Here is a 25,694-nt window from a genome sequence, read left to right on the forward strand (position 1 = left end):
GATTGCGGCGCCCCTTGGCGTCAGTGGCCGGCGGCTGAGTCCGGAGTCCCGAAAGTCAGCCGCGTGAGCGGGTGAGCTCGTCGTCGTTAGTCGGCCCGCCTTGGTTAGCCAGCGCGCCGTCGTTAGTCAGCCCGGAACCGTCACCCTGCGCTGTGCGGGCCGCGCTCCGTTCGGCCTCGAGCCGCTCGGCTTCCTCGCCGCCCACCGCCTCACCGCGGGCCACCATCCCGGCCGTGTCCGAGAGCGGGATCTGCTTGAGGGTCAGGGCCAGGATCAGGGCAATGCCCAGGAACGGCAGCAGGTACCAGAAGACGGGTGCCAGCGAATCCGCGTAGGCGTTGACGATCGCGTCCTTGAGCGGCGCCGGGAGCAGGCTGAGGGACTGCGGGTCCAGCGTCCGGGTGGACTGCGACGCCTGGTCCGCCGAGGCGCCGGCGCCGGTGAAGGCCTTGGTCAGGGATTCGGAGAGCCGGGTGGTGAAGATGGAGCCGAACACGGCGACGCCGAGGGACGCGCCGACCTCACGGAAGTAGTTGTTCGTGCTGGTCGCGGTGCCGATCTGGTCCGCAGGCACGGAGTTCTGCACCACCAGGACAATCACCTGCATGATCGAGCCGAGGCCGGCGCCGAAAACGAAGAGCTGTACGCAGATGACCCAGATGGGGGTGGCGGCCGTGAGCGTGGTCAACCACAGCATCGCCGCGATGGTCAGGACGGCCCCGAGGATCGGGAACATCTTGTACTTGCCGGTCTTGGAGATGCGGATGCCGGAGAAGATGGCCATGCCCATGAGGCCCACCATCATGGGCAGCATCAGCAGCCCGGATTCCGCGGCGGAGGTTCCGGAGGACATCTGCAGGAAGGTCGGGACGAAGGCGATGGCCGCGAACATGCCCAGGCCCAGGGTGAAACCGATGGCCGTGGAGTTCACGAAGATGCGGTTCTTGAACAGGCTCAGCGGAATGATGGGGTCCGCTGCCCGGCGCTCCACCATGACAAAAGCGGCAGCGGCGAGCACCATGCCCGCGCCGAAAGCCCAGGTCAGCGGCGAATCCCAGCCCTCGTCCTTCTTGCCGCCGAAGTCGGTGAAGAAGATGAGGCACGTGGTGGCTGCGGAGAGCAGCAGCACACCCAGGATGTCGATCTTCTTCTCGGCCTTCTTGTTCGGCAGGGTGAGGGTGAACCATGCGATGGTGAACGCGGCGATGCCGATCGGGATGTTGATGTAGAAGGCCCATTCCCAGGTCAGGTGGTCCACGAAGAACCCGCCCAGGAGGGGGCCGGCGACGGCGGAGAGGCCGAAGATGGCGCCCAGCGGGCCCATGTACTTGCCGCGCTCCTTGGCCGGGACGATGTCGGCGATGATGGCCTGGGACAGGATCATCAGGCCACCACCGCCGAGGCCCTGGATGGCGCGGAAGATCACGAAGCCCCAGAAATCGGTGGCGAAGGCGCAGCCGACGGAGGCGAGAGTGAAGAGCCCGATTGCGACGAGGAACAGGTTCCGGCGCCCCAGGATGTCGCCGAACTTTCCGTAGATCGGCATGACGATGGTGGTGGCCAGCAGGTAGGCCGTGGTGATCCAGGCCTGGTGCTCCACGCCGCCGAGTTTGCCGACGATGGTGGGCATGGCGGTGGACACGATGGTCTGGTCCAGGCTGGAGAGAAGCATGCCCGCGATGAGGGCGGAGAAGATGATCCAGATGCGTTTCTGGGTCAGCAGCAGCGGTTCGGCTGCTGGCGTGGTGCTGACGGCGGCGCTCATTGCGCTCCTTCGGAAGGGTCGGACTGTGAAGATTTGGACTCGGAGGGTTTGGGCTGGGAGGGTGTGGACTGGGAAGCGTCGGTCGGGGACGTGGTTGCTTGGGCCGGGTCGAACGGCAGCGAGAAGAGCGTGCGGGCAGCGGCAACGTTTTCCAGCAGCAGGTTCCTGTACGGGCGCGTGTTGCCTTCGGAGAAGTAGCCGGCGCTGGTCTTGCGGGCGATGGTGCCCAGCAGGACCACGGCCATGCGCACCACGGGATGGTCCGTGGGGACGCCCTCCCTGGCCGCGATCATCCGGGCGAACTCGGCCTCGCGTTCCTCGGAGGCGCCGATGATCCGCAGCATCAGCTGGGGTTCTTTCTTGATCACCCCGATCAGCTGGCGGGTCTCTTCCTCGGAGCCGCTCATCCGCTCGGCCAGGTCGAGGGACAGCCGGACAATGTCGGACAGCAGCGAGGCCGAGATTTCCCCGGCGGGCGAACCCGTGCCGCCCGACATGAAGCGTTCAACCGCCTCTTCGGGAAAGTCGTCGTCGACGTGGCCGAGGATCGCGTCCTCCTTGGCGGGGAAGTAGTTGAAGAACGTCCGGCGGGATATGCCGGCCCGATCGCAGACTTCCTCCACCGTGTAGCCGTTGAGGCCCCGTTCGGCGGTCAGGGAACGTGCGACGGCGGTGATGGCCGCCCGCGTCGCGGCCCGTTTGCGCTCGCGGAGGCCGCCCTCATTAGTTGCACTCTTTCCCATAGAGTGTATTTTTGCACTTAATCATCAATAGTGCAAAGGAGTTGCTCGGCTGTTGAGGGCAATATTGTCGGCGCCCGGCCGTAGCCTGCTCTTGTCCAGCTCTTCTGCTGGCGACAGGTGGCCCGCGACGAGGCAGAAGCTCCGTCCGGGCCGGAAATGGGGAAGCATGACAGATTCAGCCCTGACGCACGTGTACGTCCTCCTGGACCGTTCCGGCTCTATGAGCTCCATCGCCGATGACACCGTGGGCGGATTCGCGGCCTTCGTCCGTGAACAGCAGGCGGTGGCGGGCCGGTGCAAGCTGTCGCTGGCGCAGTTCGACGACACCTACGAGCGCGTCTACGCCTCGGTGGACATCCATGACGTCCCGGCCCTGGACCTGGTTCCCCGGGGCAGCACGGCCCTGCATGACGCCATGGTCCGGCTGATCGGGGAAGCGGGTGCGGAGCTCGCGGCCCTCCAGGAGGACCAGCGTCCCGGCACGGTGCTCGTGGCCGTGCTGACCGACGGCCATGAGAACTCCTCGCGGGAGGCCACCGGCGATCTGGTCAAGGCCCTGGTCCAGCGGCAGCAGAACCAGTGGGGTTGGCAGTTCACGTATCTGGGGGCCAACCAGGACGCCGTGCTGACGGCCGGCGGCCTGGGCATCCGCGCCGAAGACGCCCTGACCTACGCCGCAGGAAACGTCGACGCTGCCTTCTCTGTCCAGTCCGCCAAAACCCGGCGACTGCGGGAGGCGCGGATCGGCGGCGCCAGCATGGCCGACGCCGCCGCGGCGGCGGTCTACACGGCGGAGGAGCGGGATGCAGCCGGCGGGGAACCGCCCCGGGTCTAGGTTCTGACATGCGGTGCAGACATGCCGCCGGCCGGCACCCTTCCAGGAAAGGTGCCGGCCGGCGGCGGATGTTTTCTTCGCGGGCGGTGTCGCCGCCCGGCGTCGTTAGGCCTTGTGCGGCGGACGCGTCATGGACATGACGTCCAGGGCGGTGTCCAGCTGCTCTTCGGTCAGCTCGCCGCGCTCGAGGAAGCCCATGGAGACGACGGTCTCGCGGATGGTCAGGCCCTCGGCCACGGCCTTCTTGGCGATCTTGGCGGCGTTCTCGTAGCCGATGAACTTGTTCAGCGGGGTCACGATCGACGGCGATGCCTCGGCGAGGAAGCGGGCGCGGTCCACGTTGGCGGTGATGCCGTCAATCATCTTGTCGGCCATGACGCGGCTGGTGTTGGCCAGCAGCCGCACGGATTCCAGGAGGTTGGCAGCCATGACCGGGATGCCGACGTTCAGCTCGAAGGCGCCGTTGGTGCCGGACCAGGCGATGGCGGTGTCGTTGCCGATCACCTGGGCGCAGACCATGATGGAGGCTTCGCAGATCACGGGGTTGACCTTGCCCGGCATGATCGAGGAGCCCGGCTGCAGATCCGGGATGGCGATTTCGCCGAGGCCCGTGTTGGGGCCCGAACCCATCCAGCGGAGGTCGTTGTTGATCTTCATGAAGGAGATCGCAATATTCCGCAGCTGGCTCGAGGCCTCGATGAGCCCGTCGCGGTTGGCCTGGGCCTCAAAGTGGTCGCGGGCCTCGGTCAGGGGAAGTCCGGTGTCAGCGGCGAGGAGTTCGATTACGCGCTCCGGGAATCCGGCCGGGGTGTTGATGCCGGTGCCCACGGCGGTCCCGCCCAGCGGGACCTCGGCAACGCGGGGGAGGGAGGCGTTGATGCGCTCGATGCCGTAGCGTACCTGGGCGGCGTAGCCGCCGAATTCCTGGCCCAGGGTGACCGGGGTGGCGTCCATGAGGTGCGTGCGGCCGGACTTTACGACGTCCTTGAACTCGACGGCCTTGCGCTCCAGGGACTCTGCCAGGTAGCCGAGGGCCGGGATCAGGTCATTGATCAGGGCCGACGTGGCGGCCACGTGCACCGAGGTGGGGAAGACGTCGTTGGAGGACTGCGAGGCGTTGACGTGGTCGTTCGGGTGGACTACCTTGTCGCTCCCGGCCGCCTTGAGGGCACGTGAGGCGAGTTCGGCGATGACCTCGTTGGTGTTCATGTTCGAGGACGTGCCGGACCCGGTCTGGAAGACGTCAATCGGGAAGTCGCCGTCGAACTGGCCTGCGGCAACCTGGTCGGCGGCGTCGGCGATCGCCTGGGCAAGCTCGCCGTCGAGCACCCCCAGTTCTGCGTTGGCCTGGGCGGCGGCCTTCTTCACCCGGGCCAGGGCTTCGATGTGGGCGCGCTCCAGCGTCTTGCCCGAGATCGGGAAGTTCTCCACTGCGCGCTGCGTCTGGGCGCGGTACAGCGCGTTCACGGGAACGCGGACTTCGCCCATCGTGTCGTGCTCAATGCGGAACTCTTCGGTGTTCAACTCATCTGTGGAAGTCATGGGGCTAGCTTATTGGGAGTGGGCGTCCCATCGAAAACCGTGAACGCCCGCGCCGGGCAGCCGCGGCGGCGAGCCTAGCCCGCCGCCGATGGGCCTAAAGCTCGCCGATTCCGGAAACGAGGTCGGCTTTGCCGTCCGCCAGGCTGTACGCGAGGCCGATCACGGCGGCGCGGCCGCTTCCCACTGCGTCCGAAATCACACGGGAGCTGTCCACGAGGCGCTGCGAGGTCTGCTTGACGTTCTCGATCACCATGTCGTTGACGTCCTCCTGATTACTACGCAGCGAGGTCAGCACGGACGGCGTGATGCGCTCGACCAGGCTGCGCATGAAGCCGACCGGCATCTGGCCGGTCTCCACGGCGGTCTTGGTGGCGGTAACGGCGCCGCAGCGGTCGTGCCCCAGAACCACGATCAGCGGGACGCCGAGGACGCTGACGCTGTATTCCAGCGAGCCGAGCACGGCGTCGTCAATCACCTGGCCCGCGGTGCGGACGACGAACGCGTCGCCGAGGCCGAGGTCGAAAATGATTTCGGCGGCGAGCCGGGAGTCGGAGCAGCCGAAGATGACGGCGAATGGGTGCTGGTTCTCCACGAGCGATGAGCGCCGCGAGGCATCCTGGTTGGGGTGCGAGGACGCGCCGGAGACAAATCGGTCGTTGCCTTCGCGCAGACGACGCCAGGCAAGTGCAGGGGTTAGGTAGGTGGTCACGCCCCGACTTTACTTGGTCGGTGCGGCCGAGGGTGAAACTGTTGCGCCAGGAGTGGCCGCAGGCGGGTTGCTTTCGAGAGACTTCACAACGGCCGCCGCCAGGGTGGAAAACTCTTCCAGCGTCGCGGATCCGGACAGGATGACGGTGGTGCCGCGCTCGGTCAGCAGCATGGATTTCTCGCCGCCGTTGCCCGTATCGCGCAACTCCCAGTCCCGGCCGCCGGCGTTCCGGGTGCCGGTCACGGGCGCGCCCTTGGTCTGCTGCAGAAGCCAAGTGGGATTGGCCTGCCGGGTCTGGACAAGGGCGATGAAGGACTCTTTGGGCGTCAGGTAGCCAACTTCCCAGGCGGGGACGCCGCTGCCTGCGCCGGACTCCCAGCGGGCGTAGTTGGCCCGAAATGTGTCGCCGGTTTCGACGGCCACAGGTGTGAATCCCGCCACACCCGCCGCGTTCCGGGCGGTGGCGCTGACATTGATGTTGGGCCGGTAACCGTCGGTTTTGGGGGCGGGGTTCATGAGGACGATCGGCAAAAATGCGGCGATGCTGACCACCAGGGCGATGATCATGCCCATCACGGAGGCGTTGGCGCGTTTGGCCGCCGCGGCGGCGATAACGGGCCGGACCGGCGGTTGCCCGGATTCCCCCGGGCCTGCCGAGGGGGCGCTGCCAGCCGGAGAGCCGGGGGCAACGGGGGAGGTGTCCTGCAATTCACTCACCCCTCTATAGTCGCCCATGACGGGGCCGATCTCACATTCGCGGTGTGGTGGCCGCCCGGCAGTGAAGTGCGTCACGCACAGGTCATCCCATGACCTGGCGAGGCTGCCACGACTATGATCAGTATCAGACGAATCACCGCGACGGATCAGTCCTGCCGTTCGGGTCCAATGATCGCCACTCGAAGAAGAGGTTCACGTGACACCAGCGCCCATGTCCCAGAAGTACTCCACGCTTTCCCCCTCGCTCGCGGTCGGGATCGACGAGCCTGACCGCAACCTCGCACTGGAACTTGTCCGGGTCACCGAGGCCGCGGCCATCGCGGGCGGTCACTGGGTGGGATTCGGCGACAAGAACAAGGCCGACGGCGCCGCCGTGGACGCCATGCGCTCCTTCCTCCAGACCGTCCACTTCAACGGCGTTGTGGTCATCGGCGAGGGCGAGAAGGACGAAGCCCCGATGCTCTTCAACGGCGAACGCGTCGGTGACGGTACCGGGCCCGAGTGCGACGTCGCCGTCGACCCCATCGACGGCACCCGGCTGACCGCGCTGGGCATCAACAACGCCCTGGCCGTGTTGGCCGTAGCCGAACGCGGCTCCATGTTCGACCCCTCCGCCGTGTTCTACATGGAAAAGCTCGTCACCGGCCCGGAAGCGGCCGACATGGTTGACCTGCGCCTGCCGGTCAAGCAGAACCTGCACCTCATCGCCAAGGCCAAGGGCGTCAAGGTCAACCAGCTCAACGTCATGATCCTGGACCGCGACCGGCACCGTCCACTCGTGGAGGAAATCCGCGAGGCCGGCGCCCGCACGAAGTTCATCATGGACGGCGACGTCGCAGGGGCCATCGCCGCTGCCCGTGCCGGAACCGGCGTCGACGCCCTCATGGGCATCGGCGGAACGCCGGAAGGCATCGTCGCGGCCTGCGCCATCAAGTCCCTCGGCGGCGTCATCCAGGGCCGGCTGTGGCCCACCAGCGACGACGAGAAGCAGAAGGCGATCGACGCCGGCCACGATCTTGAGCGGGTGCTCTCGACCAACGATCTTGTCTCCAGCGACAACTGCTATTTCGCGGCCACCGGCATCACCGACGGCGACCTGCTCAAGGGCGTCCGCTACTCCAAGGACAAGGTCCTGACCCAGTCCATCGTGATGCGCTCCAAGTCCGGCACCATCCGCTTTGTCGACGGCGAGCACCAGGCGAGCAAGTGGGAAGGCTACGCCCGCAAGAGCTGACACCGGCGCAACAGCACCGGAACACCGCGAATCCCGGGCCGCCTCGGCGCCCCGGGATTCGTCGTCTCAGCATTGGCGTCGGGCCCGCGCCGGGACCGCTGCCCGTTAGCTTCTTGTGGGGGCCTTGGCCCCGGCGCGCAGCTTCCTGGCGATCTGGGCGCCTTTGCGGGCCAGCTGGTAGCTGCCGTAACGCACCTTCCGGACCGGCAGGTCCCAGGTCCCCGGGTAGGCGATCTCGCGGCCGCCAAACGATTTCTTGAACGCCGTGAATCCGGCCCATTTGTGCTCCGGCTGGTCCGCGGGGGCCACACCCCACAGGTCCACGTGCTTGAGACCTTTGGCTTTGGCGTCCGCGATCAGGGTGACGAGCAGGGGAATGCCCGCACTGAGCTTGCGGTGCGTGTCGTCCAGGGCGGCGTGGGCGTACGTGCGCGTGTCTGCCGAATCATAGGCCAGCGCGGCGGCGATGGGGTGGCCGTCGAGCTCGGCGATGAACAGCGTCGCGGCGCCGGCCGGCATCAGCGAGCGGGCCACCTGGCTCAGGTACTCGTCGCTTTGCGGCTTGAAGCCGTTGCGCGCTGCCGTCATATGCAGGAAGTCAAGCAGGACCGAGATCTCCGCCGGATCCTGGCTGGAGCGGAAGGTCACGCCCTTCTTGTGGATGTTGCGGAAGAGGTTCCGGTTGGCCGGTTTCATGTCGGCGAGGACCTCTTTGATGTCCCGGTCGATGTCAACGATCCAGCTGAGTTCCGGCTGCTGGCTGACCGGGGCCGGCTGCAGGCCACGGCCGCGCAGCACGGCGTCGGCCTCGGCGGCGGTGAACCCGGCGGCGACCGGCTCAACCCGGACAAACACAGCCCCGCTGGCCCGGGCGAGCTCCGTCAGGGCCGCCAGTGCGGCGTCGAACGCTGCCAGCGACTCGGCGACCGGACCGTATGGGGAGTACAGCAGTTTGCCCGCGGGGTTGGATTCCTCCACCGCAAGGAAGCGCCACCCGGGCCCGGACTGTTCGTGGACGGTGCGTCCCAACGCGCGCTGGAACTGTGCCCACTGCGGGCTTTGCAGGAAATAATCCATGATGTCAGGCTTCCAATGCGGTGGTGACGGCAAATGCCAGGGCGGGGCCGGCGGCGCCGGAAACGGCGTGGACGTTGACCGGTGCCTCCGCGGCGGGCAGGAAGGCACTGGCGCCGCGTTCCAGCCGCAGCTCACCCTTGGGGGAGTCGAGGCGGACGGAGCCGGCCGTGACAATGACGACGGCGGCACCGGACTGCGCCAGCGGGACGGGTTCCGCCCCGGGGGCCAGTTCAATGCGCTGCAACTGGAATTCCCGGAACGGCGGCCGGAAGAGCTCCTGGCCCAGCATGGTGGTCTCGGCCGCAAGCATCGGCACGGCGACGGCCTCGAACGCGACCGTTTTGAGCAGTTCCGGCACGTCCACGAATTTCGGCGTGAGCCCGCCGCGGAGCACGTTGTCCGAGGACGCCATGACCTCGATCCCGAGGCCGTGCAGGTAGGCATGGACGTTGCCGGCCGGCAGGTAGACGGCTTCACCCGGCGCCAGGGAGATCCGGTTCAGCAGCAGCGAAATCAGGACACCCGGGTCTCCCGGGTAGTCATGGTTGAGGTTGACCACGGTGGTCAGCTCCGCCACGTGCGTTCCCATGGGCGCCCCGGAGACGAGGGCCGCCACGATCATCGCGGTGGCGTGCGAGACGTCCTCGCCGCCGGCGATGAGCCGCTCGAAGGCGGCGCGGAGGGCCGCCGGCTCGTCCGGCTGCGCCAGGTCGTCGAGCAGCTGCGGAACCAGCGCCGGCAGTTCCAGCCCGGCGAGGTCGAAGCACGCCGCCAGGTGCAGGAAGATCGCGCGGGAATCCGCGGCCGGCCGGAAACCGCAGAGCGCCGCGAACGGGGTCAGCGCGAGGATCATTTCCGGTTTGTGGAACGCGTCCTTGTAGTTGCGGTCCGCGGCGGACTGGTCCACTCCGGCCGCTTCCTCGCGCGCGTAGCCCTCCCGGGCCTGGTCCATGGTGGGGTGCACCTGCAGGGACAGGGGCGTTTCGGCCGCGAGGACCTTGAGCAGGAACGGCAGGCGCGGACCGAATTCGGCCACGCTCGCGCTGCCCAGGTAATGCTCCGGGTCCTCGGCGATCAGCGCGTCCAGCGCGAGCTGTCCGCCGTCGTGCGCTTCGGGCTTGTGGCGTCCTGTGCCGCCGGCCGCCGGGGTCAGGGCGACAGAGGGGGAGCCCGGGTGGGCGCCGATCCAGAGCTCCGCCTCGGGGCCGCCGGAGGCCGGCCGGCCGAGCAGGTCGGCGATGGCCGTCGGGGAGCCCCACGCATAGGGCCGGAGAACGTTCTCAAGTTCGTACATGGCCTGGTCCCTGTCTGGTCAATGAAATGTGGTCAGCCTGGCCTGTTCCGGCCAAGCCGGGGTGGCCGTCCGCGGGGCGGGCGGCACGCAAGGATCGGCGCTGCGCTGCCCGCTCCGCGCTTAGAGCGGCGCGCACTGGCCGTTGGTGGCGACGAGGTCGCGGATGGACTGTTCGTCGCCGTTGCGCTTGAACTGGTTGAGCATCTCTTCGGTGATCGGCTGGCCGTCCGGCGTGGTGGTCACCGGGGTGAAGTCCGACGGCGAGGGCGGGGCGGCCGGAGCGGCCCCGGCGGACAGCGGACCCGCGGCGGAGAGCGGACCGGTGGTGGTTCCGGGCTGCTTGAGCATGTCCTCGGCGGCGCCAGCAGATTTGCCGGCCAGCAGTTTCGCGACCCGCGCATGGATGACGTCGAAGTCCGGAGACGTGGAGAAGGCCGCGTCGAAGTCGGGCGGACCGATGGTCAGCCGGCTGACGTCCTGGCCCTTGGCCTTCATGGCAAGGTCCACGAAGCTGCCCAGCTGCCCGGAGGAGATGTTCGATTCGACCACTTTGGTCCCGGCCTTGGCGATGTCCTCGAATTTGGCCAGCAGGGTCGCCGGGTCGAGCTGCTTCAGCATCGCCTGCTGGACGCACTGCTGGCGCTGGATGCGGGCATAGTCGTCCACAAATTCCCGCGACCGGCCGTACCAGAGGGCATGGTAACCGTCGAGCTTCTGGTCGCCGGCATGAATCCAGCCGGTCGGCATGCCGTGGATGCCGTGGGCTTCGTCCACCACCGGTCCGCTGATCGGGACCCACCCGCCGGCCTTGATCCGGATCCCGCCCATGGCGTCGATCAGCTTCGAGAAACCGTCCATGTCCACGAGCACGTAGGCCTGGACCTTGATGCCCAGCGTTCCGGACACTGCCTCAAGGGTTGCCTGGGCCCCGGGGTCGGCAACCCCGGGGTAGAGGTCCCGGTGATTGTTGGTGACGTCGGTGTTGATGGCGTTGATCAGGCACTCGTTGCCGCAGTTGTAACCCTCCGGGTACACCTTGCGCATGGGCGATTCGGCACTGAACTGGGCATTCTGGAGATTGCGGGGGACAGAGATGATGGATGTACTGCCGGTCTTGGCATCAACGCTGATCACCGAGAGGCTGTCCGGCCTGCGGCCCGTGCGGTCAGCTCCGGCGTCGCCGCCCATCATGAGGAAGTTGTACCGGCCGTCGGATGGCTCAAGAGTTGGGCCGGAGCCGGAGAAAATGCTGCCGATGGCGTCCCGGCTGACGTTGAGCAGATATGCCGCGTAACCCAGGGAACCGCTGCTGAGGATCATGGCCAGGACTACCGCCAGCACTACCGCAGGCCGCAGCCCGGGGGCCAGGAGCCGCGGCCTGATCACCCGCAAGGTGTTCAGGAACAACCCCGCCCAGCCGATCGCCAGTACCGCGAGGCCGAGCACCATCAGGAGCGAGGGGACCGTGCCGGTGAGGAGGTTGATCAGCGTGGAGCGGGAAACCAGCCAGAGGACCACGGCGAGCAGGGCCAGGGCCCAGACCGTGAAGGTCACGCGCAGCGCGGCCCGTCCCAGCCTTCGCTGGCCCGCAACAATCTGAGCGCTGCCGGGAACGAACAGCGTCATGAGGATCAGGATGAACGCCCGTTTGGCCAGCACCGGCGCCGGTGCGCCGGAGGGGTGCCGGATCGGGTCGGCCGGCGGCCGCCTCGACTCCTCGGGGCGGCGCGCGGGGGCGTAGCTGTTGCTCATGCCGGGGTCCCTAACGGCTGCCTTTTTGGCTGCTATTTCTTTTGCTGCTACGCGGGGCGACGTTGGCCTCGGCGAACACTTCGCTGACCTTGTGCCGCAGGCTGGCACCCTTGCGGGTCGCGACGTCGTTGAGTTCCTGGGCGAAGTCCAGAAGGTCTGCCCGGAGCTGGAGCGCGAGTTCGTCGGTGCCTGAGGCCAGCATCCGCACGGCGAGGAGGCCGGCGTTGCGCGCCCCGCCGATCGAGACGGTGGCGACCGGTACACCGGCGGGCATCTGCACGATGGACAGCAGCGAATCCATGCCGTCCAGGGTCTTCAGCGGAACGGGGACGCCGATCACCGGCAGCGGCGTCACCGAGGCCAGCATGCCGGGAAGATGCGCCGCGCCGCCGGCGCCGGCGATGATCACGCGCAGGCCGCGCTCGTGTGCTGTCTGTCCGTAGCGGATCATCTCCGTGGGCATGCGGTGGGCGGAGACGACGTCGGCCTCGAACGGGATCCCGAACTCCGCGAGTGCTTCGGCGGCGGCCTCCATGACGGGCCAGTCCGAGTCCGAGCCCATGACGAGGCCCACGATCGGGGTGTCCGAACCGGCGCCGGCCATTGGGGTTGCTGCGTTCAATGGGGTTCCGGCGGTGTCGGGCGTGGTGCTCATGCGATCTCCTCGGAGGTTGCCGGCGTCGCGCCGGGCTGGGGCCGGCCGTTCCTGATGATGTCGGCCACAGTGGTGGCCCGCTCCCGGACGGAATCGACGTCGGCCGCCGAAGTCCCGACAAGGTTGACGTGGCCGATCTTACGGCCGGGCCGGACGGCCTTGCCGTAACAGTGCACCTTCGCCGCCGGTTCGCTTGCCAGGGCGGCAGGGTAAGCGGAATAGAGGTCCTGGTTGGCGCCGCCGAGGAAGTTCTTCATCACGACGACGGGCCCCAGCAGGTCGGTGGCGCCCAGCGGCAGGTTCAGGATGGCCCGCAGGTGCTGTTCGAACTGGCTCGTCACCGAGCCGTCCTGGGTCCAGTGCCCGGTGTTATGCGGGCGCATGGCGAGCTCGTTGATCAGGAACCCCGCGCCGACGCCGGGAGTCTCGAAAAGCTCGACGGCCATGACGCCCGTGACGCCGAGTTCGTTGGCGATCCGGACGGCGGCGTTTTCCGCGGCCACGGCGACGTCGAAGGGGATGTCCAGGGCCGGGGCAATCACTTCGTCGCACACCCCGTCCACCTGGATGGTATGCACCACCGGCCAGGCCCGGGATTCACCATCCGGGGTCCGTGCAACCATGGCCGAAAGTTCGCGGCTGAATTCCACCTTGGCCTCGGCCAGCAGGGGGGACATGGCCTCGAACCAGTCGGCGGAGTCAGGCGCGTCAGCGGCCGTGGCCACGATCCGCACGCCCTTGCCGTCATAGCCGCCGCGGGGCATCTTCAACACCACCGGCCAGCCGGTCTCCTCACCGAAGGCGACGAGGTCCGCGACACTGGCGACGGCGGCCCAGCGGGGATTGGGAAGCTCCAGGCGGTCGATCGCGGCGCGCATCACCAGCTTGTCCTGGGCGTTGACCAGGGCGTCCGGACCGGGATGGACGTTCACTCCGGCCTCGATCAGGGACCGCAGGTGCGCCGTCGGGACGTGTTCGTGGTCGAAGGTCAGCACGTCCAAGCCGCGGGAGAACTCGAGCAGGTGGTCAAGGTCCTTGTAGTCACCGACCGGGGCGTTGGCCACGGCCGAGACAGCAGAGACGTCCTCGCCTTCGGCGAGGACACGGAGCTCAAAGCCCAGGGCGGTGGCGGCAGGGGCCATCATGCGGGCAAGCTGGCCGCCGCCAACAACACCGATTACAGGAAAAGTCACAAGCCCCAGCCTACCGAAAACCTCACGGGAACCCGGCTTTTCGGCTTGGCAGGCGCGCGAACAGGCCGACGCGGCGGGTCCGGGCACCGCGCGCCGCCGGATGCGGAGCGAGCCATCTCACCGTCCCGGGCGGGCGGACTCCCGGGAAACGACGCTAAAATGGGCGTTTGGCCCCAATGGCCGACAGTTCCAGAAGGCCACGGAGGGTCATGATTACTACACTTAACGAGCGCATGCGCGGTCTGGCCTCGCTGTTCTGGCGCGAAGTGGCCAAATTCGGCGCCGTCGGCGGCATCGCGTTCATCATTGACAACGGCCTCACGTTTTACCTGATGCACGGTCCCATGACCGACAGCGAGGCCAAGGCCCGCTTCTTCGGGGCGACCGTGGCGACGATATTCTCGTGGATCGCGAACCGTTTCTGGACATTCCGGCACCGCCGGCAGGCCAATGTGCTGCGCGAGTTCGTGATGTTCGTCATTATCAACGGGATCGGCATCGGCATCTCCACCGGCCTCACCGCCCTCGCGAAATACGGCATGGGGATCACCGACAAGAACATGCTCTTCCTGGCCGGGGTGGTCGGCATCCTGGTCGCTACCGTGGTCCGCTTCTTTGCCTACCGCTTCCTGGTGTTCAACCAGGAACTCGACGACGAACCGACGTTCTCGCACGACCACGAGATCATCGAACGGCACCCCCACACCCAGCCTGGTTCCCTCGTTTCCGAGAGCGCCGCGCGGGAAGCCGTGAACGATCCGGAACTGCCCGGCCCGACGGCCTGAGGCTCAGCTTCCGCTGATGCGCTCGGCGGAGCGCAACTTGCCGGTCACCTCGACGTCGGGGTGCACCAGGACCACGGAACCGTCGGACTTCCACGTTCCCAGCGACTGTGCAAGGACCGCCTCGAGGCCGTCCGCCGCCGGGATGAGCAGCCGCCGTCCGGCCTCGTGGGCCGCGGCGAAATCGTCCAGCAGCGCGCCGTGGGCGTGGACTGCGCCGTCCGCGGTGCGGATGGCGCAGCGCTGGGCTTCGGGATCGACGTGGGGCATGAAGAAGTCGCCGTGTGAACGTACCTCGGCGGCGTAGTCAAGGACGCCGCTGGGCAGTTCGCCGGACCACCGCATGGCCAGCGCCGGCAAGGACACGGCGAGGACGGCGTCGAATCCGCCCGCCGCGGCACCGGGACCGGGATCCGCCGTGGCCAGCAGGTCAGCCTCCGCGCCCGCAAAGACCACCTCCATGCCGAGCTGCCAGGCCGCCAGGGCCAGGATCACCGACTTCCAGTGCGCCGGCAGGTCCAGCCGCAGCCGCATGCCGGGTTCGGCGTCGAGCTCGTCCTGCAGCAGGTTTGACGTCTTCGCCACCCAGTTATCCAGCACGCGTCCGGACAGTTCAACCCGTTCGGAATCCGGGCCGTACCAGGTCAGCCGGGGCGCTGTGGACTGGCCGGACCGCAGTGCTGTCATCAGTTCGATCGCCGGGATGCTCATGCCTTCATCTTGCCACGGGCCCTCCGGCAGCCCGTGATGTGATGTCCGTCATGCCGGCGGCGGCCGCTCAAACGGCCATCGCGCGGAGGCGCAAAAAATTTCCCGAAAATTCAATGAAAACCCGCAAAAGTGCTCAGCACCCTGATTATTCCGCGGCTTCTCGCGGGCGGGGCGAAAAAAATGCCGGGCGTGGCGTGCCTGCACTTTGTGTATCGGGTTGATTATTATCTCCGCCGTGGCTTGACTCCCGGATACTTACACACGTGTAATTAGTTATCTAAAGCCACTGTGCAAAAACCGGCACTCAACCGAGTGTCCAAGGGGGTCTTGCAGTGGCTGCAAATCAGGAGGGGGACGCCATGGGGCTAGCAGAGCGTATCCATGAAGACGCCGTAGTTGCCGGCCAGGCCACGGCGAAATACCGGTCACGCGGAGTGCCGAGTGACTGGTATGTAGATCCGGCCGATCCGGACGCAGCTGACCGTTACAACGAACACACCCAGGATTCCCTGCAGGACGCTGCCACGGCCTTCCTCGCAGCGCACGATGAACTTCTTGCGGGCCCGGACCATGACAGCGATCCCCTCGACCCGCCGATGGAGCTCCATTCCGCTGGCGCCGACACCGTCGCGCAGCCGGTGTGGATCGGGCTGCCGTCCCGGCAGGACTTTGACGACGAGGGCGAGCTCGGCTGGCAGACCGATGCCCTGTGCGCGCAGACAGACCCCGAAGCCTTTTTCCCGGAAAAGGGCGGCTCCACCCGCGACGCCAAAAAAGTCTGCGGCGCCTGCAACGTGCGTTCCCAGTGCCTCGAATACGCCTTGTCCAACGACGAGCGGTTCGGGATCTGGGGAGGCCTCTCCGAGCGCGAGCGGCGCCGGCTTAGGAAGCGAGCAGTCTAATTCTTCAAGAAGTACGAGTCACCGCCGTCGTGGTCGCCCACGACGGCGGTGATTTTCTCCCCAGGACCCTTGCGGCGCTGGCGGCCCAGACGCGGCCCGCCGACGCCGTCATTGGTGTCGACACCGGTTCCCGCGACCACTCCGCGGCCCTCCTTCAACAAGCGTTGGGCACGGCGAACGTCACCGTCGTCGACCAGCCCAGGTCCGGCATGGGCGGCGCCGTCGCGGCAGGGCTCAAGGCGCTCGCGCCGTGGCCCGCGGGCGGCGCATCCGGCACGCGAGATGGGGACGGGGACAACACCCCGGGAACCGACTGGATCTGGCTGCTGCACGACGACGCCGCGCCGGCGCCGGAGGCACTCGCGGAACTGCTCCACGCCGTCGAGCGCGCGCCATCGGTCACCGTGGCGGGCTGCAAGCAGCTGGACTGGCACGCCGAGCGGCGGCTGATCGACGTCGGCCTCTCCACGAGCCGCTGGGCCGAGCGGCTGACACTGATTGACGCCGACGAACTCGACCAGGGCCAGTACGACGGCCGCAGCGATACCTTTGCGGTCAATTCCGCGGGGATGCTGGTCCGCCGCGACATCTGGGAGGAGCTCCGCGGCTTTGACCCGGCGCTTCCCGGAAGCGGCGACGACGTCGATTTCTGCTGGCGCAACCGCCTTGCCGGGCACCGCGTGGTGGTGGTCCCCGGCGCAAAGATGTTCCATGTCTCGCACCGCCCCCGGGCCCTGGGCAACGCAACCGCGGCACGCAAGGCGCAGGTCCATCTGCGGCTCAAGCACGCGGCCGGCTGGAAAGTCCCGCTCCACGCTGCCGGTGCCCTTGTGGGCAGCCTCTTCAAACTCGTCCTGAGCATCGCCGTCAAGGACCCCGGACACGGGTTCTCCCAACTGCTGGCGACCTTTGCGGCGCTGGGCCGGCCCGCCGCGGTCATCCGCGGACGGCGCAACGCCGCGCGCACCCGACGGATCCGGCGCTCGGTCATGAAAGGGCTGCAGACGCCGCGTCGTGAAGTCTGGGCACACCGGCGCTCCCTGATCGAGGCGCTGGGGGCAGATGACTCCCGTGACGGGCTCACCGGCACCGACGCGCTTGCAGAACAGCCCACCGGCGACGCCGACGACTTCGCCGCCATCGCCACCCCGGACCGCGCGTGGGTGGGCAACGGTGCGCTGCTGGCCATACTGCTCACCACGGCTGCATCCCTGGCCGGGTTCTTGAGCCTGTTCCGGGCCCCGGCCGTATCCGGCGGCGCGCTCATCCCCGTCTCCGTGCACCTTTCCGAAATCTGGAACCATGCTTCCGCTTGGTGGATCAGTCTCGGTGCCGGCCTGCCGGGCCACGGAGACCCGTTCGGCTACCTCTTGTGGGTGCTCGGCGTGTTCGGCGCCGGCGACGCCAACGGCGCGGTCGGCTGGCTGCTGATCCTGGCCATGCCGCTGTCCGCGCTGGGCGCGTGGTTCGCGGCCGGCGCCCTGACCCGGCGGCGGAGGCTGCGCCTGGCTGCCGCCCTGGTCTGGGCCGGGGCGCCGGCACTCCAGGTGGCCCTCAACCAGGGCCGGCTCGGGGCCTTGATCGCCCACGTCATGATCCCGGTTCTCGCCCTGGCATTGCTGCGGGCCACGGGCACGGCTGCAGGCCACGACGCCCACGCCGTCCCGGCGCCCGGCCAGAGGCGTACCTCGCCCGCGCCCGCCGCACGGCCGGGCATCAACGGAACCCCCTCCTGGACGGCAGCCGCCGCCGCAGGCCTCGCGCTGGCCGTCGTCACTGCCGCGGCGCCGTCCCTGCTGGTGCCGTCCATCGTCATCGTCGCCCTGTGTGGAGTGCTCCTGGGCCGCCGCGGCCGGACGGTATGGTGGGCGCTCCTGCCGAGCCTGGCACTGTTCGTGCCGTTCGCCTTCTCCACCCTGGACCGGCCCCGCGCGCTCCTGGCCGACCCCGGCCTGCCGCTCGGTTTTGACGCCGCCCCGCTTTGGCAGCAGGCTCTGGGCCAGCCGCTGAGCTTCGATCCCGGCGCCGGACTCATCGGCCTTGGCGCCTTCGGCGGCTCCGCCACGGGCAGCGCCGGATCCTCGGCCCTGCCGTGGGCCCTGCTGCTGGCCCTGCTGCTCGGGCTTCCGGTGCTGCTGCTGGCCCTCGCGGCCCTGTTCATGCCGCGCAGGCTCGTCCTGCCCGGACGCACCTGGACGGCCCGCTGCCTTTGGGCCGCGGCAATCCTGCTGCTGGCCGGCGGCTGGCTCGCCGGGCACGTCGCCTCCGGCGCCAGCGCCGACGTCCTGGTCACGCCCTTCCCCGGCCCGGCCGTCTCGGCAGCCGCCTTCGCGCTCCTCGGATCCTCGCTCATCGCAGCGGAGGGACTGCTGGATGCCGCCGGCCGGGCAACCGGCACCGGGCTGACCCGGAAAGTTCTGATCCGCGCCACGGCGGCTGCCGCCGTGACCCTGCTGCTGGCCGCGCCGCTGGCCGGGCTCACCGTGTGGACCGCGCAGAACCTGCTGCAGCCCACCGCCCCGTCAGCGGACCCGTCACTGGCCATCGCACCCGGACCGGCAGCGGCCGGAGATTCCGCCAAGCCCGGCACACCCGGGCTCGGCACGCCGAGGCTCGTTCAGCCGGCCCAGGCCCGCACCCTTCCCGCCACCGCGGTGGACCGCGGCGAGGGGCCCGAACAGTCCAGAACCCTCCTGATCGCCAGCAATGAGGACGGAAGCTTCGACGCAACCCTGATGCGCGGCGCCGGCACCACCCTGGACGGACTGTCCACGATCGCCGCGGCCCGCAGCATCACGGGGGATCCGGGCAAAGAGACGGTCCGCGACGGTGACGCCGTCGCCGGATCGCTCCGCAAAGTCGTGGCCACCATTGTGGCCGGTGAAGGCGTGGACCCCCGGGCAGACCTTGAGCGGCTCGGCGTCGGCTTTGTGGTGCTCCGCGTCGCCGATTCCGCGTCCGAACTGACGGCCAGCCGCATGGATGCGGTGCCCGGCCTGGTCGCCGTCGGCCAGACCGGCACCGGCTGGCTCTGGCGGGTCAGCCCGCTGGACCGCCCGGGTATCAAGGCCTCCGACGTCGCCCACCGGGTGCGCGTGGTGGACGTTTCCGGCAGGACCGTGAGCCTGCTCCCCTCGGAGGAGGTCTCGGCGGCCGGCACCGTCCCGGCCGGCCCAGAGGGCCGTCTGGTGGTGCTCGCCGAGCGGGCCGATCCCGGGTGGAGCGCCTCGCTCGACGGCCGCCGCCTGACCTCGACGACGTCCGGATGGGCCCAGGCCTTCACGCTTCCCGCGCAGGGCGGCGAATTGAGCATCCGCTACGAAGCGCCCTGGGCCGTCCTGACCGGAATCGCGCAGGCCATCGTCATCGGACTGACCGTCCTCCTGGCCGTACCCATGCCTGCCCGCCGGTCCAACGCCGGCCTGTCCAGGGACGAAGCCTCCCTGCGTAAGGAACACCAGCATGTCTAAGGGCGACAACGACAACACGAACGAAAGTTCAGCCGCTTCGGCCGCCGGAACCCCGGCCGCCGGGTCCTCCAGGGCAGGAACGAGACCGCGGAAGCGGGCCGCACCCCGCAGCGGTCTGATCGGTGGCATCCTCTCCGCGGTTGCCCTCGTGGCAGCGGGCGGGGGCCTGGTCTCGGCGGCGTCGCTGGCGCCCCACAGCCCCGCCAGCCAGCATCTCCAGGCCCCCGTGGCCTCGGTGCCGGCCGGCAGCAGCGTCGGGGTCTGCCCGGGGCCCGCCCGGTTGCTCGAAGGCACCCCCGTAGGGACCGACCCCCAGTTCAGCCCGGACTCTGCCACCGCGAAAACCGCCGTCAGCGCGGCCGTGCTCGGCTCAAGCGCGGGCGTGATTCCCGGGAGCCGGCTGGCCCCCCTCAAGGGCGCCCCCCTCGTGGAGATCGCCAAAAGCGCCGCGCCGGCGCCCGCAACCACGGCACCCGCGGCCGGCACGCCTGTACTGCTTGCCGGCGTCGTGCCCCGCCGTCAGGTGGACAACGTCAGCGTGCTCCGCTCCGATGCGCAGGACAACCGCCCCGCGGCTGCCGGCGCCGTCCTCAGCTATACGGCCGAGGACGGGGACCTCCAGGGCTCCGCGGCCGCCGCCTGCCAACAGCCCGGCAACGACCTCTGGCTAGTCGGCGCCACAACGTCCCTTGGCCGGTCGGCCGTCCTGAACCTGACCAATGCCTCCAGCACGCCGGCGACGGTAAGCCTGGATCTCTTCGGCTCCGACGGCCTGATCCAGGCTCCCGGAAGCCGTGGCCTGCTCGTGGCGCCCGGCAGCACGCGCTCCATTATCCTGGCCGGACTCGCCCCGGGGCAGGAACGGCTCGGCGTGCGGGTCCGGAGCGCCGGCGGCCCGGTCGCTGCCGTCATCCAGCAGAGCGTGCTCCGCGGCCTCACGCCAGGCGGCGTGGACTTCATTACCCCCGGCACCGCACCGTCCGAGCGCCAAGTGGTCTCCGGCGTGGCCATTGAGGACCCGGCGGGCCTGGCCGCGCTCACGGCGAAGCCAGGCTTCGCCGACGCCGGACCGGCCCTGGAGATCGCCGTCCCCGGGGCGGCCGACGCCGTGGTCGAGATCAAGTTGTACGGGCGTGACGGCCAGAAGGCCCTGCCTGGCGGCGGCGTGGTGACGGCGAAGGCCGGGGCAGTCACAGAAGTGTCCCTGGCCGGGGTCCCCGCCGGCACGTACACCGTGGCGGCGAGCTCCGATGTGTCCTTCACGGCCGCCGCGCGGCTCACGCGGGGGCTGCGGCCGGAGAGCGCCTCGGACGTCGCCTTTTCCGCCGCCTCGGCCCGGCTGGGCAGCCAGCACATTGTTCCGGTTCCCGGCACGGGTGACCGGCAGCTCGTGTTCGGAGCCCCCGACGGCGCCGCGACAGTGTCCTACACACCCATCACCGCGGACGGCAAGATCCGGACGGCCGCCACCGCCAAGCTCGCCGGCGGGACCACGGTGTCCATTCCGGTCCCCGCGGAAGTCGGCGGCTCCCCGCTGGTGGGCTACGTGGTCTCCGCCGCAGGTGATTCCGCCTACGGCGCACTGCTCCTGGGTAGGGGCGGACGGCAGGACATCTCCGCGGTTGCCGTGGCGCCGGAAGCGGCAGGGGCGCGGCAGGTCGCCGTCACGCTGGGATACTAGGAAGCCGCTGCTGTAGTAGAAAGACGCTGCTGTAGTAGAAAGACGTGGCGGACCCCCGCGGCTCGTGCTGGCCGCCAGCGCAGGACGGGCTAGTACCGGCGGCGGTAGACCGGGTCGAGGGACTCCGGCGGCACGCCGAGCATCTCAGCCGTGTATTCCACAACGACGTCGTGCACCAGGTCTTGAAGTTCGTCGCGGGTTCCGCACGCCTGCTCCACCACCCGGCGGTACAGCGTGATGACCGGTCCGTCCGCCGCGGTCGCAGCCGTGAAGGCGCCCATGGGTGCCGGCGTCCGGTCTGCCACGAGTTGCTCCAGGCCCGGAGGGATCTCGTCGACGGCGAAGCGGACACCGTCGAGGGGCTTGCCCCAGATGTCATGCAGCCGCTGTGCCGAGTCCAGGACAAAGTCATCAAAGCGGTCCGAACGGGTCCGGTAGCCGGGAAGCGTGGGCAGCATGAGCTCGCCGCGAAGTCCGCGGCCGTGCCGGTTCCTGCGGCGCTGCCGGAAGGTCTTGCCCTGGACAGCACCGGGCGAGCCGGCAGGGGGAGCGGGGGCGGAACTGGCGCCGGTAGGTCCGACGCCGGGGTCAGCCAACCGGACCGTGAAACCCGAATCGTGGTGCGATGACTGCATATCTTGACTCTAAACCCGCCGAATGATTTACGCGATATGGACCCCCGGCGATCCGCCGCCGCCAGCCGCGGCACAATCGCGGTCGTTTCAATGCGCGGCACCCGGCTGCAGGGGGAGTAGTCTGTGATGTCGTGGGTGCAATTCGTCTGTGTTCGAGGTCTGCCTGCCGCAATTCGGCGGTGGCGACTTTGACGTACGTGTACGCGGACTCCACCGCTGTCCTCGGACCCCTCGCTACTTACGCCGAACCTCACTGCTACGACCTGTGCGAACAACACGCCGACTCGCTCACCGTCCCGCGCGGCTGGGAAGTCATGCGGCTGGCGATGCCCGCCACGCCGGCCGGGCCGGGCCCGGATGACCTCCTTGCCCTCGCCAACGCCGTCCGCGAGGCCGCCGCCCGGCCGGCCGTGGAGGAACCGGCGAAGGGGCAGCGCAGCCTGCACCCGGCACTGGAAGCACCGGCCCCGGCCGAGGGCACCCGGCGCGGGCATTTGCGCGTCCTGCGCGAACCTTCCTAAGGCGCGAACTGGCGGTAGGGTGGAAACTGCAAAATGCCGTCAGCCACCGGCGCCTTCCGCGGCGCCCATCAGGGAGCGTTCACTATGCCCAAGCTCAGTCCCGAACTGTTGTCTGTCCTGCGATGCCCCGTCACCGGGTCCGCTCTGGTGCACGAAGGCGACGAGCTGGTCACCGTTTCGGCCGATGAATCCGGGACCAAGCTGCGGTACCGGATCGAGGACGGCATTCCCCTGCTGCTGCCGCCGGAGCTCCTGTCCGCCGCCACTGCGGCGGGCCCCGATCAGCACGACGCCGGCCTTAACGACTCAGCAGTGAACGACTCAGCACTGAATGACTCAGCACTGGATGACTCAGCCCAGCGCGATTCAGCCCCGCGCCACGCGGCGGAATAGGCCCACTTATAAACCTGCCGGCACCCATCGGGGATGCCGCCGGCACCGAATGGCTTTAGTCCCCGAAGTACCAGTTGGTACCGGGGCCGAACCCAGCTAGAGACACGCAACGCCACCGGCCAGAACAAAGGATGCACATGACTTTCGATTACAAGATTGCGGATATTTCCCTGGCCGAGGCGGGCCGCCATCAGATCCGCCTCGCCGAGCACGAGATGCCCGGACTCATGTCCCTACGCGAGGAATTCGGCGCCAGCCAGCCGCTCAAGGGCGCCCGGATCGCCGGATCGCTGCACATGACGGTGCAGACCGCCGTGCTGATCGAGACCCTTACCGCGCTCGGCGCCGAAGTCCGCTGGGCTTCGTGCAACATCTTCTCCACCCAGGATGAGGCCGCGGCCGCAGTCGTGGTCGGCAACGGCACTGCAGAGAACCCCCAGGGGGTCCCGGTCTTCGCCTGGAAGGGCGAGACGCTGGAGGAATACTGGTGGACGGCCCAGCAGATCCTCACATGGCCGGGCGCCGACGCCAACCCGGAGCTGGGTCCGAACATGATCCTGGACGACGGCGGCGACGCCACCATGCTGATGCACAAGGGTGTTGAATTTGAGGCCGTCGGTGCCGTGCCGGCCGCAGCGGAGGACGAGTCCGAGGAAGGCCGGGTCTTCCTGGACGTGCTGCGCGCCTCACTGGCAGCCGACCCGCAGAAGTGGACCCGCATCGGTTCCTGCCTGCTCGGCGTCACCGAGGAGACCACCACCGGGGTGCACCGCCTGTACCAGCTCGCGGAGCAGGGCAAGCTGCTCTTCCCGGCGATCAACGTCAACGATTCCGTCACCAAGAGCAAGTTCGACAACAAGTACGGCATCCGCCACTCCCTGCCGGATGGCATCAACCGTGCCACGGACGTGCTCATGGGCGGCAAGGTCGCCGTCGTCTGCGGCTACGGCGACGTCGGCAAGGGCGCTGCCGAGGCATTCCGCGGCCAGGGCTCGCGGGTAATCGTCACCGAAATCGATCCGATCTGCGCCCTCCAGGCAGCCATGGACGGCTACCAGGTGGCGAAGCTGGAATCCGTCCTCAGCGAGGGCCACATCTTCATCACCACCACGGGCAACAAGGACGTCATCATGGCCGAGCACATGGCCGGCATGCGTGACAAGGCGATCGTGGGCAACATCGGCCACTTCGACAACGAAATCGACATGGCCGGGCTGGCGAAGGTCCCCGGCATCAAGAAGGTCGAAATCAAGCCCCAGGTGCACGAGTGGGTCTTCGATCACGGCACGGATGCCGAGCGGTCCATCATCGTCCTGTCCGAAGGCCGTCTGCTGAACCTCGGCAACGCCACCGGACACCCCTCGTTCGTGATGAGCAACTCCTTCGCCAACCAGACGATCGCCCAGATCGAACTGTTCACGAAGGCCGGCCAGCCCGAGGGTCAGCGCGAATACGAGAAGCAGGTCTACGTCCTGCCGAAGGTCCTGGACGAGAAGGTCGCCCGCCTGCACCTCGGTGCACTGGATGTGGAGCTGACCGAGCTGTCCAAGGAACAGGCCGCCTACCTGGACATCGAGGTTGACGGGCCGTACAAGCCTGAGCACTACCGCTACTAGAAACACCGCTACTGGAATACGGCAGGGGTCCCGGACGGGAGTCCGGGACCCCTGTTTGTGACCGTTTTGTGAGCGCTTTTGTAACCGGATCGTGGTCGAATCCGGCCGGAGTTCCAAGGTATCTCCCTTATGCTGGCAAGATGACGTGTGGAAACGCCGGGGTCTTGTGATGGCCCTGAAAACCTGGAGTACCGGCCGCAAAATAGCCCTGCTGGGGGTGGTCTGCGCCCTGGCCGCCGGCGGCGGGGCCTTCGCCGCGGCGGCGCCGGGGCTGGCCCAGTCCACGATTTCCTCCGAAGCGGGATCGCCGGCCCGGATGGTTCCGGGCCTTGCCGCGCCGGTAGTGGCCCCCGCGGAACTCGCCGTGAAGCCCGCCGACGGCGCCCAGCAGGTCAACCCCGCGGCGCCGGTGTCCCTCAAGGTGACGAACGGCCGGATTGACCGGGTGGCCCTGACGAGCGATGACGGCGACACCGTGGACGGCACCCAGAGCGCCGACGGATCGGCCTGGACCTCGACCGGGGACCTGAAATTCAACACCCGTTACAGCTACACGTACTCCGTGCTGGACGGAGCCGGCCGCACAACCCAAAGCACCCGCGAATTCACCACCGTCTCCACCGCCAACGAGGCCGACGCCGCGATCTACCCGCTGGACGGGATGAAGGTGGGCGTGGCCCAGCCGCTGCAGATTGTCTTCAGTGAACCCGTCCTGAACCGAAACGCCGTCGAAAAGGCCATCAAGATCACCTCCACCTCCGGGCAGGCGGGCGCCTTCCATTGGTACAACAACAACACGGTCAGGTACAGGCCGCGGGACTTCTGGGCCGCCAACAGCACCATCACGATGGACATGAAGCTGTTCGGCGTCGAACTGGGCAAGGGGCAGGTCGGCAACTTCAACAAGACGGTAACCATCCACATCGGCGACAAGAGGGTGGCAGTCGCCGACGCCACGGCCCACACGTTCTCGGTCAGCATCAACGACAAGCCGGCGGGGAAGTGGCCGGCGACCATGGGTGACAAACGGTTCCCCTCGGCCCGGGGCTACCTGGTCCTGATGGAACAGCACCGCGTGGAGCACATGGATGCCTCCACCATCGGACTCAAGCCCGGGGACCCGGCCTACTACGGCCAGCTGGACGTCAACTACGCCACGCGCCTGACACCCAGCGGCGAGTTCATCCACCAGGCCACGGACTCCGCGCTGCCCTATATCGGCAAGATCAACCTCTCGCACGGCTGCATCGGCCTGGGCCCGGACGGCGCGAAATGGGTCTTCGACCACATGACCACGGGCGACGTCGTCCATGTGGTGAACACCGAGGGGGAGTTCGCTAACTTTGATGACGGCTACGGCGACTGGAACATCCCTTGGAGCCATTACGCCAACTGACGGGGTGGCACCTCGCCGAGCCCAATCCTCTGACGGTAGGCTCAAACCCAGATAAATTGCGCAGTCGGGCG

At 68.2% G+C, this 25,694-nt stretch carries 22 protein-coding genes; 10 read left to right on the top strand and 12 right to left on the bottom strand.

Annotated elements, in window-relative coordinates; genetic code table 11:
* Nucleotides 1–55: 55 nt before the first annotated feature.
* Nucleotides 56–1,765 carry an MDR family MFS transporter gene (locus tag AB4Y72_RS02855; protein ID WP_441424662.1) on the bottom strand — a complete coding sequence of 570 codons (1,710 nt, stop codon included), beginning with the start codon at nt 1,763–1,765 and terminating at the stop codon, nt 56–58.
* Nucleotides 1,762–2,508 carry a TetR/AcrR family transcriptional regulator gene (locus tag AB4Y72_RS02860; RefSeq protein ID WP_441424663.1) on the bottom strand — a complete coding sequence of 249 codons (747 nt, stop codon included), beginning with the start codon at nt 2,506–2,508 and terminating at the stop codon, nt 1,762–1,764. Before AB4Y72_RS02860 ends, AB4Y72_RS02855 begins: the two co-directional genes overlap by 4 nt.
* A gap of 166 nt (nt 2,509–2,674) precedes the next feature.
* On the opposite strand from AB4Y72_RS02860, the gene AB4Y72_RS02865 reads away from it, so the two are divergent.
* Nucleotides 2,675–3,343 carry a VWA domain-containing protein gene (locus tag AB4Y72_RS02865; protein ID WP_441424664.1) on the top strand — a complete coding sequence of 223 codons (669 nt, stop codon included), beginning with the start codon at nt 2,675–2,677 and terminating at the stop codon, nt 3,341–3,343.
* A 105-nt stretch (nt 3,344–3,448) separates the two neighbouring features.
* On the opposite strand, the gene AB4Y72_RS02870 is transcribed toward AB4Y72_RS02865, so the two are convergent.
* The 3 genes from AB4Y72_RS02870 to AB4Y72_RS02880 all read right to left on the bottom strand — a co-directional run bounded on the left by AB4Y72_RS02870 (nt 3,449) and on the right by AB4Y72_RS02880 (nt 6,329).
* Nucleotides 3,449–4,885: a class II fumarate hydratase gene (locus AB4Y72_RS02870; RefSeq protein WP_441424665.1), complete on the bottom strand. Its 1,437-nt coding sequence runs from the start codon at nt 4,883–4,885 to the stop codon at nt 3,449–3,451.
* A gap of 94 nt (nt 4,886–4,979) precedes the next feature.
* Nucleotides 4,980–5,594 (bottom strand): carbonic anhydrase, encoded by a 615-nt coding sequence (locus tag AB4Y72_RS02875; RefSeq protein WP_441424666.1) that lies wholly within the window; start codon nt 5,592–5,594, stop codon nt 4,980–4,982.
* Nucleotides 5,595–5,603: 9 nt separating this feature from the next.
* A complete protein-coding gene (locus AB4Y72_RS02880) occupies nt 5,604–6,329 on the bottom strand; it encodes a DUF4245 domain-containing protein (RefSeq protein WP_441424946.1) in 726 nt (241 codons plus the stop codon).
* Between the two features lie 193 nt (nt 6,330–6,522).
* Between AB4Y72_RS02880 and glpX the strand changes: the two genes are divergently transcribed.
* Entirely contained in the window at nt 6,523–7,545 is a 1,023-nt protein-coding gene (gene glpX, locus AB4Y72_RS02885) for a class II fructose-bisphosphatase (RefSeq protein WP_223987125.1), read from the top strand.
* A gap of 105 nt (nt 7,546–7,650) precedes the next feature.
* On the opposite strand, the gene AB4Y72_RS02890 is transcribed toward glpX, so the two are convergent.
* From AB4Y72_RS02890 to AB4Y72_RS02910, 5 genes are all read right to left on the bottom strand, one after another.
* Nucleotides 7,651–8,622: a lipid II:glycine glycyltransferase FemX gene (locus tag AB4Y72_RS02890; protein ID WP_441424667.1), complete on the bottom strand. Its 972-nt coding sequence runs from the start codon at nt 8,620–8,622 to the stop codon at nt 7,651–7,653.
* A 4-nt stretch (nt 8,623–8,626) separates the two neighbouring features.
* Nucleotides 8,627–9,916 (bottom strand): mannose-6-phosphate isomerase, class I, encoded by a 1,290-nt coding sequence (gene manA, locus AB4Y72_RS02895; RefSeq protein ID WP_441424668.1) that lies wholly within the window; start codon nt 9,914–9,916, stop codon nt 8,627–8,629.
* Nucleotides 9,917–10,036: 120 nt separating this feature from the next.
* A complete protein-coding gene (locus tag AB4Y72_RS02900) occupies nt 10,037–11,668 on the bottom strand; it encodes an LCP family protein (protein ID WP_441424669.1) in 1,632 nt (543 codons plus the stop codon).
* 10 nt (nt 11,669–11,678) lie between these two features.
* Complete coding sequence (gene purE / locus AB4Y72_RS02905) at nt 11,679–12,272, bottom strand: 5-(carboxyamino)imidazole ribonucleotide mutase (protein ID WP_441424947.1); 594 nt, start codon at nt 12,270–12,272, stop codon at nt 11,679–11,681.
* A gap of 47 nt (nt 12,273–12,319) precedes the next feature.
* Nucleotides 12,320–13,468 carry a 5-(carboxyamino)imidazole ribonucleotide synthase gene (locus tag AB4Y72_RS02910; protein WP_441424948.1) on the bottom strand — a complete coding sequence of 383 codons (1,149 nt, stop codon included), beginning with the start codon at nt 13,466–13,468 and terminating at the stop codon, nt 12,320–12,322.
* Nucleotides 13,469–13,725: 257 nt separating this feature from the next.
* On the opposite strand from AB4Y72_RS02910, the gene AB4Y72_RS02915 reads away from it, so the two are divergent.
* The gene (locus tag AB4Y72_RS02915) at nt 13,726–14,301 is read left to right on the top strand and encodes a GtrA family protein (RefSeq protein WP_441424670.1); all 576 of its coding nucleotides are present in this window, start codon (nt 13,726–13,728) and stop codon (nt 14,299–14,301) included.
* A 3-nt stretch (nt 14,302–14,304) separates the two neighbouring features.
* On the opposite strand, the gene AB4Y72_RS02920 is transcribed toward AB4Y72_RS02915, so the two are convergent.
* Entirely contained in the window at nt 14,305–15,009 is a 705-nt protein-coding gene (locus AB4Y72_RS02920; protein WP_441424671.1) for a TIGR03089 family protein, read from the bottom strand.
* 359 nt (nt 15,010–15,368) lie between these two features.
* Between AB4Y72_RS02920 and AB4Y72_RS02925 the strand changes: the two genes are divergently transcribed.
* From AB4Y72_RS02925 to AB4Y72_RS02935, 3 genes are read left to right on the top strand one after another with little or no spacing between them, the layout of a single operon-like run.
* The gene (locus AB4Y72_RS02925) at nt 15,369–15,911 is read left to right on the top strand and encodes a WhiB family transcriptional regulator (RefSeq protein WP_441424672.1); all 543 of its coding nucleotides are present in this window, start codon (nt 15,369–15,371) and stop codon (nt 15,909–15,911) included.
* A gap of 29 nt (nt 15,912–15,940) precedes the next feature.
* Nucleotides 15,941–19,381: a glycosyltransferase gene (locus tag AB4Y72_RS02930; protein ID WP_441424673.1), complete on the top strand. Its 3,441-nt coding sequence runs from the start codon at nt 15,941–15,943 to the stop codon at nt 19,379–19,381.
* Complete coding sequence (locus AB4Y72_RS02935; protein ID WP_441424674.1) at nt 19,374–21,062, top strand: DUF5719 family protein; 1,689 nt, start codon at nt 19,374–19,376, stop codon at nt 21,060–21,062. The genes AB4Y72_RS02930 and AB4Y72_RS02935 overlap by 8 nt, the downstream gene beginning before the upstream one ends.
* 89 nt (nt 21,063–21,151) lie before the next feature.
* Here the strand turns inward: AB4Y72_RS02935 and AB4Y72_RS02940 are convergent, their stop codons facing one another.
* Nucleotides 21,152–21,697: a metallopeptidase family protein gene (locus tag AB4Y72_RS02940; RefSeq protein WP_441424675.1), complete on the bottom strand. Its 546-nt coding sequence runs from the start codon at nt 21,695–21,697 to the stop codon at nt 21,152–21,154.
* Between the two features lie 131 nt (nt 21,698–21,828).
* Here AB4Y72_RS02940 and AB4Y72_RS02945 point away from each other — a divergent pair, with 131 nt between their 5' ends.
* The 4 genes from AB4Y72_RS02945 (at nt 21,829) to AB4Y72_RS02960 (ending at nt 25,623) form a co-directional block, all read left to right on the top strand.
* On the top strand, nt 21,829–22,218 hold the full coding sequence (locus AB4Y72_RS02945) for a DUF3499 domain-containing protein (RefSeq protein ID WP_441424676.1): 390 nt from the start codon (nt 21,829–21,831) through the stop codon (nt 22,216–22,218).
* An 84-nt stretch (nt 22,219–22,302) separates the two neighbouring features.
* Nucleotides 22,303–22,611 (top strand): Trm112 family protein, encoded by a 309-nt coding sequence (locus tag AB4Y72_RS02950; RefSeq protein WP_441424949.1) that lies wholly within the window; start codon nt 22,303–22,305, stop codon nt 22,609–22,611.
* Nucleotides 22,612–22,748: 137 nt separating this feature from the next.
* Nucleotides 22,749–24,227: an adenosylhomocysteinase gene (gene ahcY, locus AB4Y72_RS02955; protein WP_441424677.1), complete on the top strand. Its 1,479-nt coding sequence runs from the start codon at nt 22,749–22,751 to the stop codon at nt 24,225–24,227.
* Between the two features lie 169 nt (nt 24,228–24,396).
* A complete protein-coding gene (locus AB4Y72_RS02960; RefSeq protein WP_441424678.1) occupies nt 24,397–25,623 on the top strand; it encodes a L,D-transpeptidase in 1,227 nt (408 codons plus the stop codon).
* The last annotated feature ends 71 nt before the right edge of the window (nt 25,624–25,694 follow it).

It is taken from the genome of Arthrobacter sp. YAF34, assembly GCF_052113245.1.
In the GTDB taxonomy this organism is placed as follows: Bacteria; Actinomycetota; Actinomycetes; order Actinomycetales; family Micrococcaceae; genus Arthrobacter.

Coding starts and splice junctions, on each gene's coding strand:
- AB4Y72_RS02890 (WP_441424667.1), bottom strand. CDS start 8,622: ATGGATTATTTCCTGCAAAGCCCGCAGTGGGCACAGTTCCAGCGCGCG.
- AB4Y72_RS02870 (WP_441424665.1), bottom strand. CDS start 4,885: ATGACTTCCACAGATGAGTTGAACACCGAAGAGTTCCGCATTGAGCAC.
- AB4Y72_RS02855 (WP_441424662.1), bottom strand. CDS start 1,765: ATGAGCGCCGCCGTCAGCACCACGCCAGCAGCCGAACCGCTGCTGCTG.
- ahcY (WP_441424677.1), top strand. CDS start 22,749: ATGACTTTCGATTACAAGATTGCGGATATTTCCCTGGCCGAGGCGGGC.
- AB4Y72_RS02960 (WP_441424678.1), top strand. CDS start 24,397: ATGGCCCTGAAAACCTGGAGTACCGGCCGCAAAATAGCCCTGCTGGGG.
- glpX (WP_223987125.1), top strand. CDS start 6,523: ATGTCCCAGAAGTACTCCACGCTTTCCCCCTCGCTCGCGGTCGGGATC.
- AB4Y72_RS02935 (WP_441424674.1), top strand. CDS start 19,374: ATGTCTAAGGGCGACAACGACAACACGAACGAAAGTTCAGCCGCTTCG.
- AB4Y72_RS02920 (WP_441424671.1), bottom strand. CDS start 15,009: ATGAGCATCCCGGCGATCGAACTGATGACAGCACTGCGGTCCGGCCAG.
- AB4Y72_RS02900 (WP_441424669.1), bottom strand. CDS start 11,668: ATGAGCAACAGCTACGCCCCCGCGCGCCGCCCCGAGGAGTCGAGGCGG.
- AB4Y72_RS02860 (WP_441424663.1), bottom strand. CDS start 2,508: ATGGGAAAGAGTGCAACTAATGAGGGCGGCCTCCGCGAGCGCAAACGG.
- AB4Y72_RS02880 (WP_441424946.1), bottom strand. CDS start 6,329: ATGGGCGACTATAGAGGGGTGAGTGAATTGCAGGACACCTCCCCCGTT.
- AB4Y72_RS02950 (WP_441424949.1), top strand. CDS start 22,303: ATGCCCAAGCTCAGTCCCGAACTGTTGTCTGTCCTGCGATGCCCCGTC.
- AB4Y72_RS02910 (WP_441424948.1), bottom strand. CDS start 13,468: ATGATGGCCCCTGCCGCCACCGCCCTGGGCTTTGAGCTCCGTGTCCTC.
- AB4Y72_RS02925 (WP_441424672.1), top strand. CDS start 15,369: ATGGGGCTAGCAGAGCGTATCCATGAAGACGCCGTAGTTGCCGGCCAG.
- purE (WP_441424947.1), bottom strand. CDS start 12,272: ATGGCCGGCGCCGGTTCGGACACCCCGATCGTGGGCCTCGTCATGGGC.
- AB4Y72_RS02915 (WP_441424670.1), top strand. CDS start 13,726: ATGATTACTACACTTAACGAGCGCATGCGCGGTCTGGCCTCGCTGTTC.
- AB4Y72_RS02865 (WP_441424664.1), top strand. CDS start 2,675: ATGACAGATTCAGCCCTGACGCACGTGTACGTCCTCCTGGACCGTTCC.
- manA (WP_441424668.1), bottom strand. CDS start 9,916: ATGTACGAACTTGAGAACGTTCTCCGGCCCTATGCGTGGGGCTCCCCG.
- AB4Y72_RS02940 (WP_441424675.1), bottom strand. CDS start 21,697: ATGCAGTCATCGCACCACGATTCGGGTTTCACGGTCCGGTTGGCTGAC.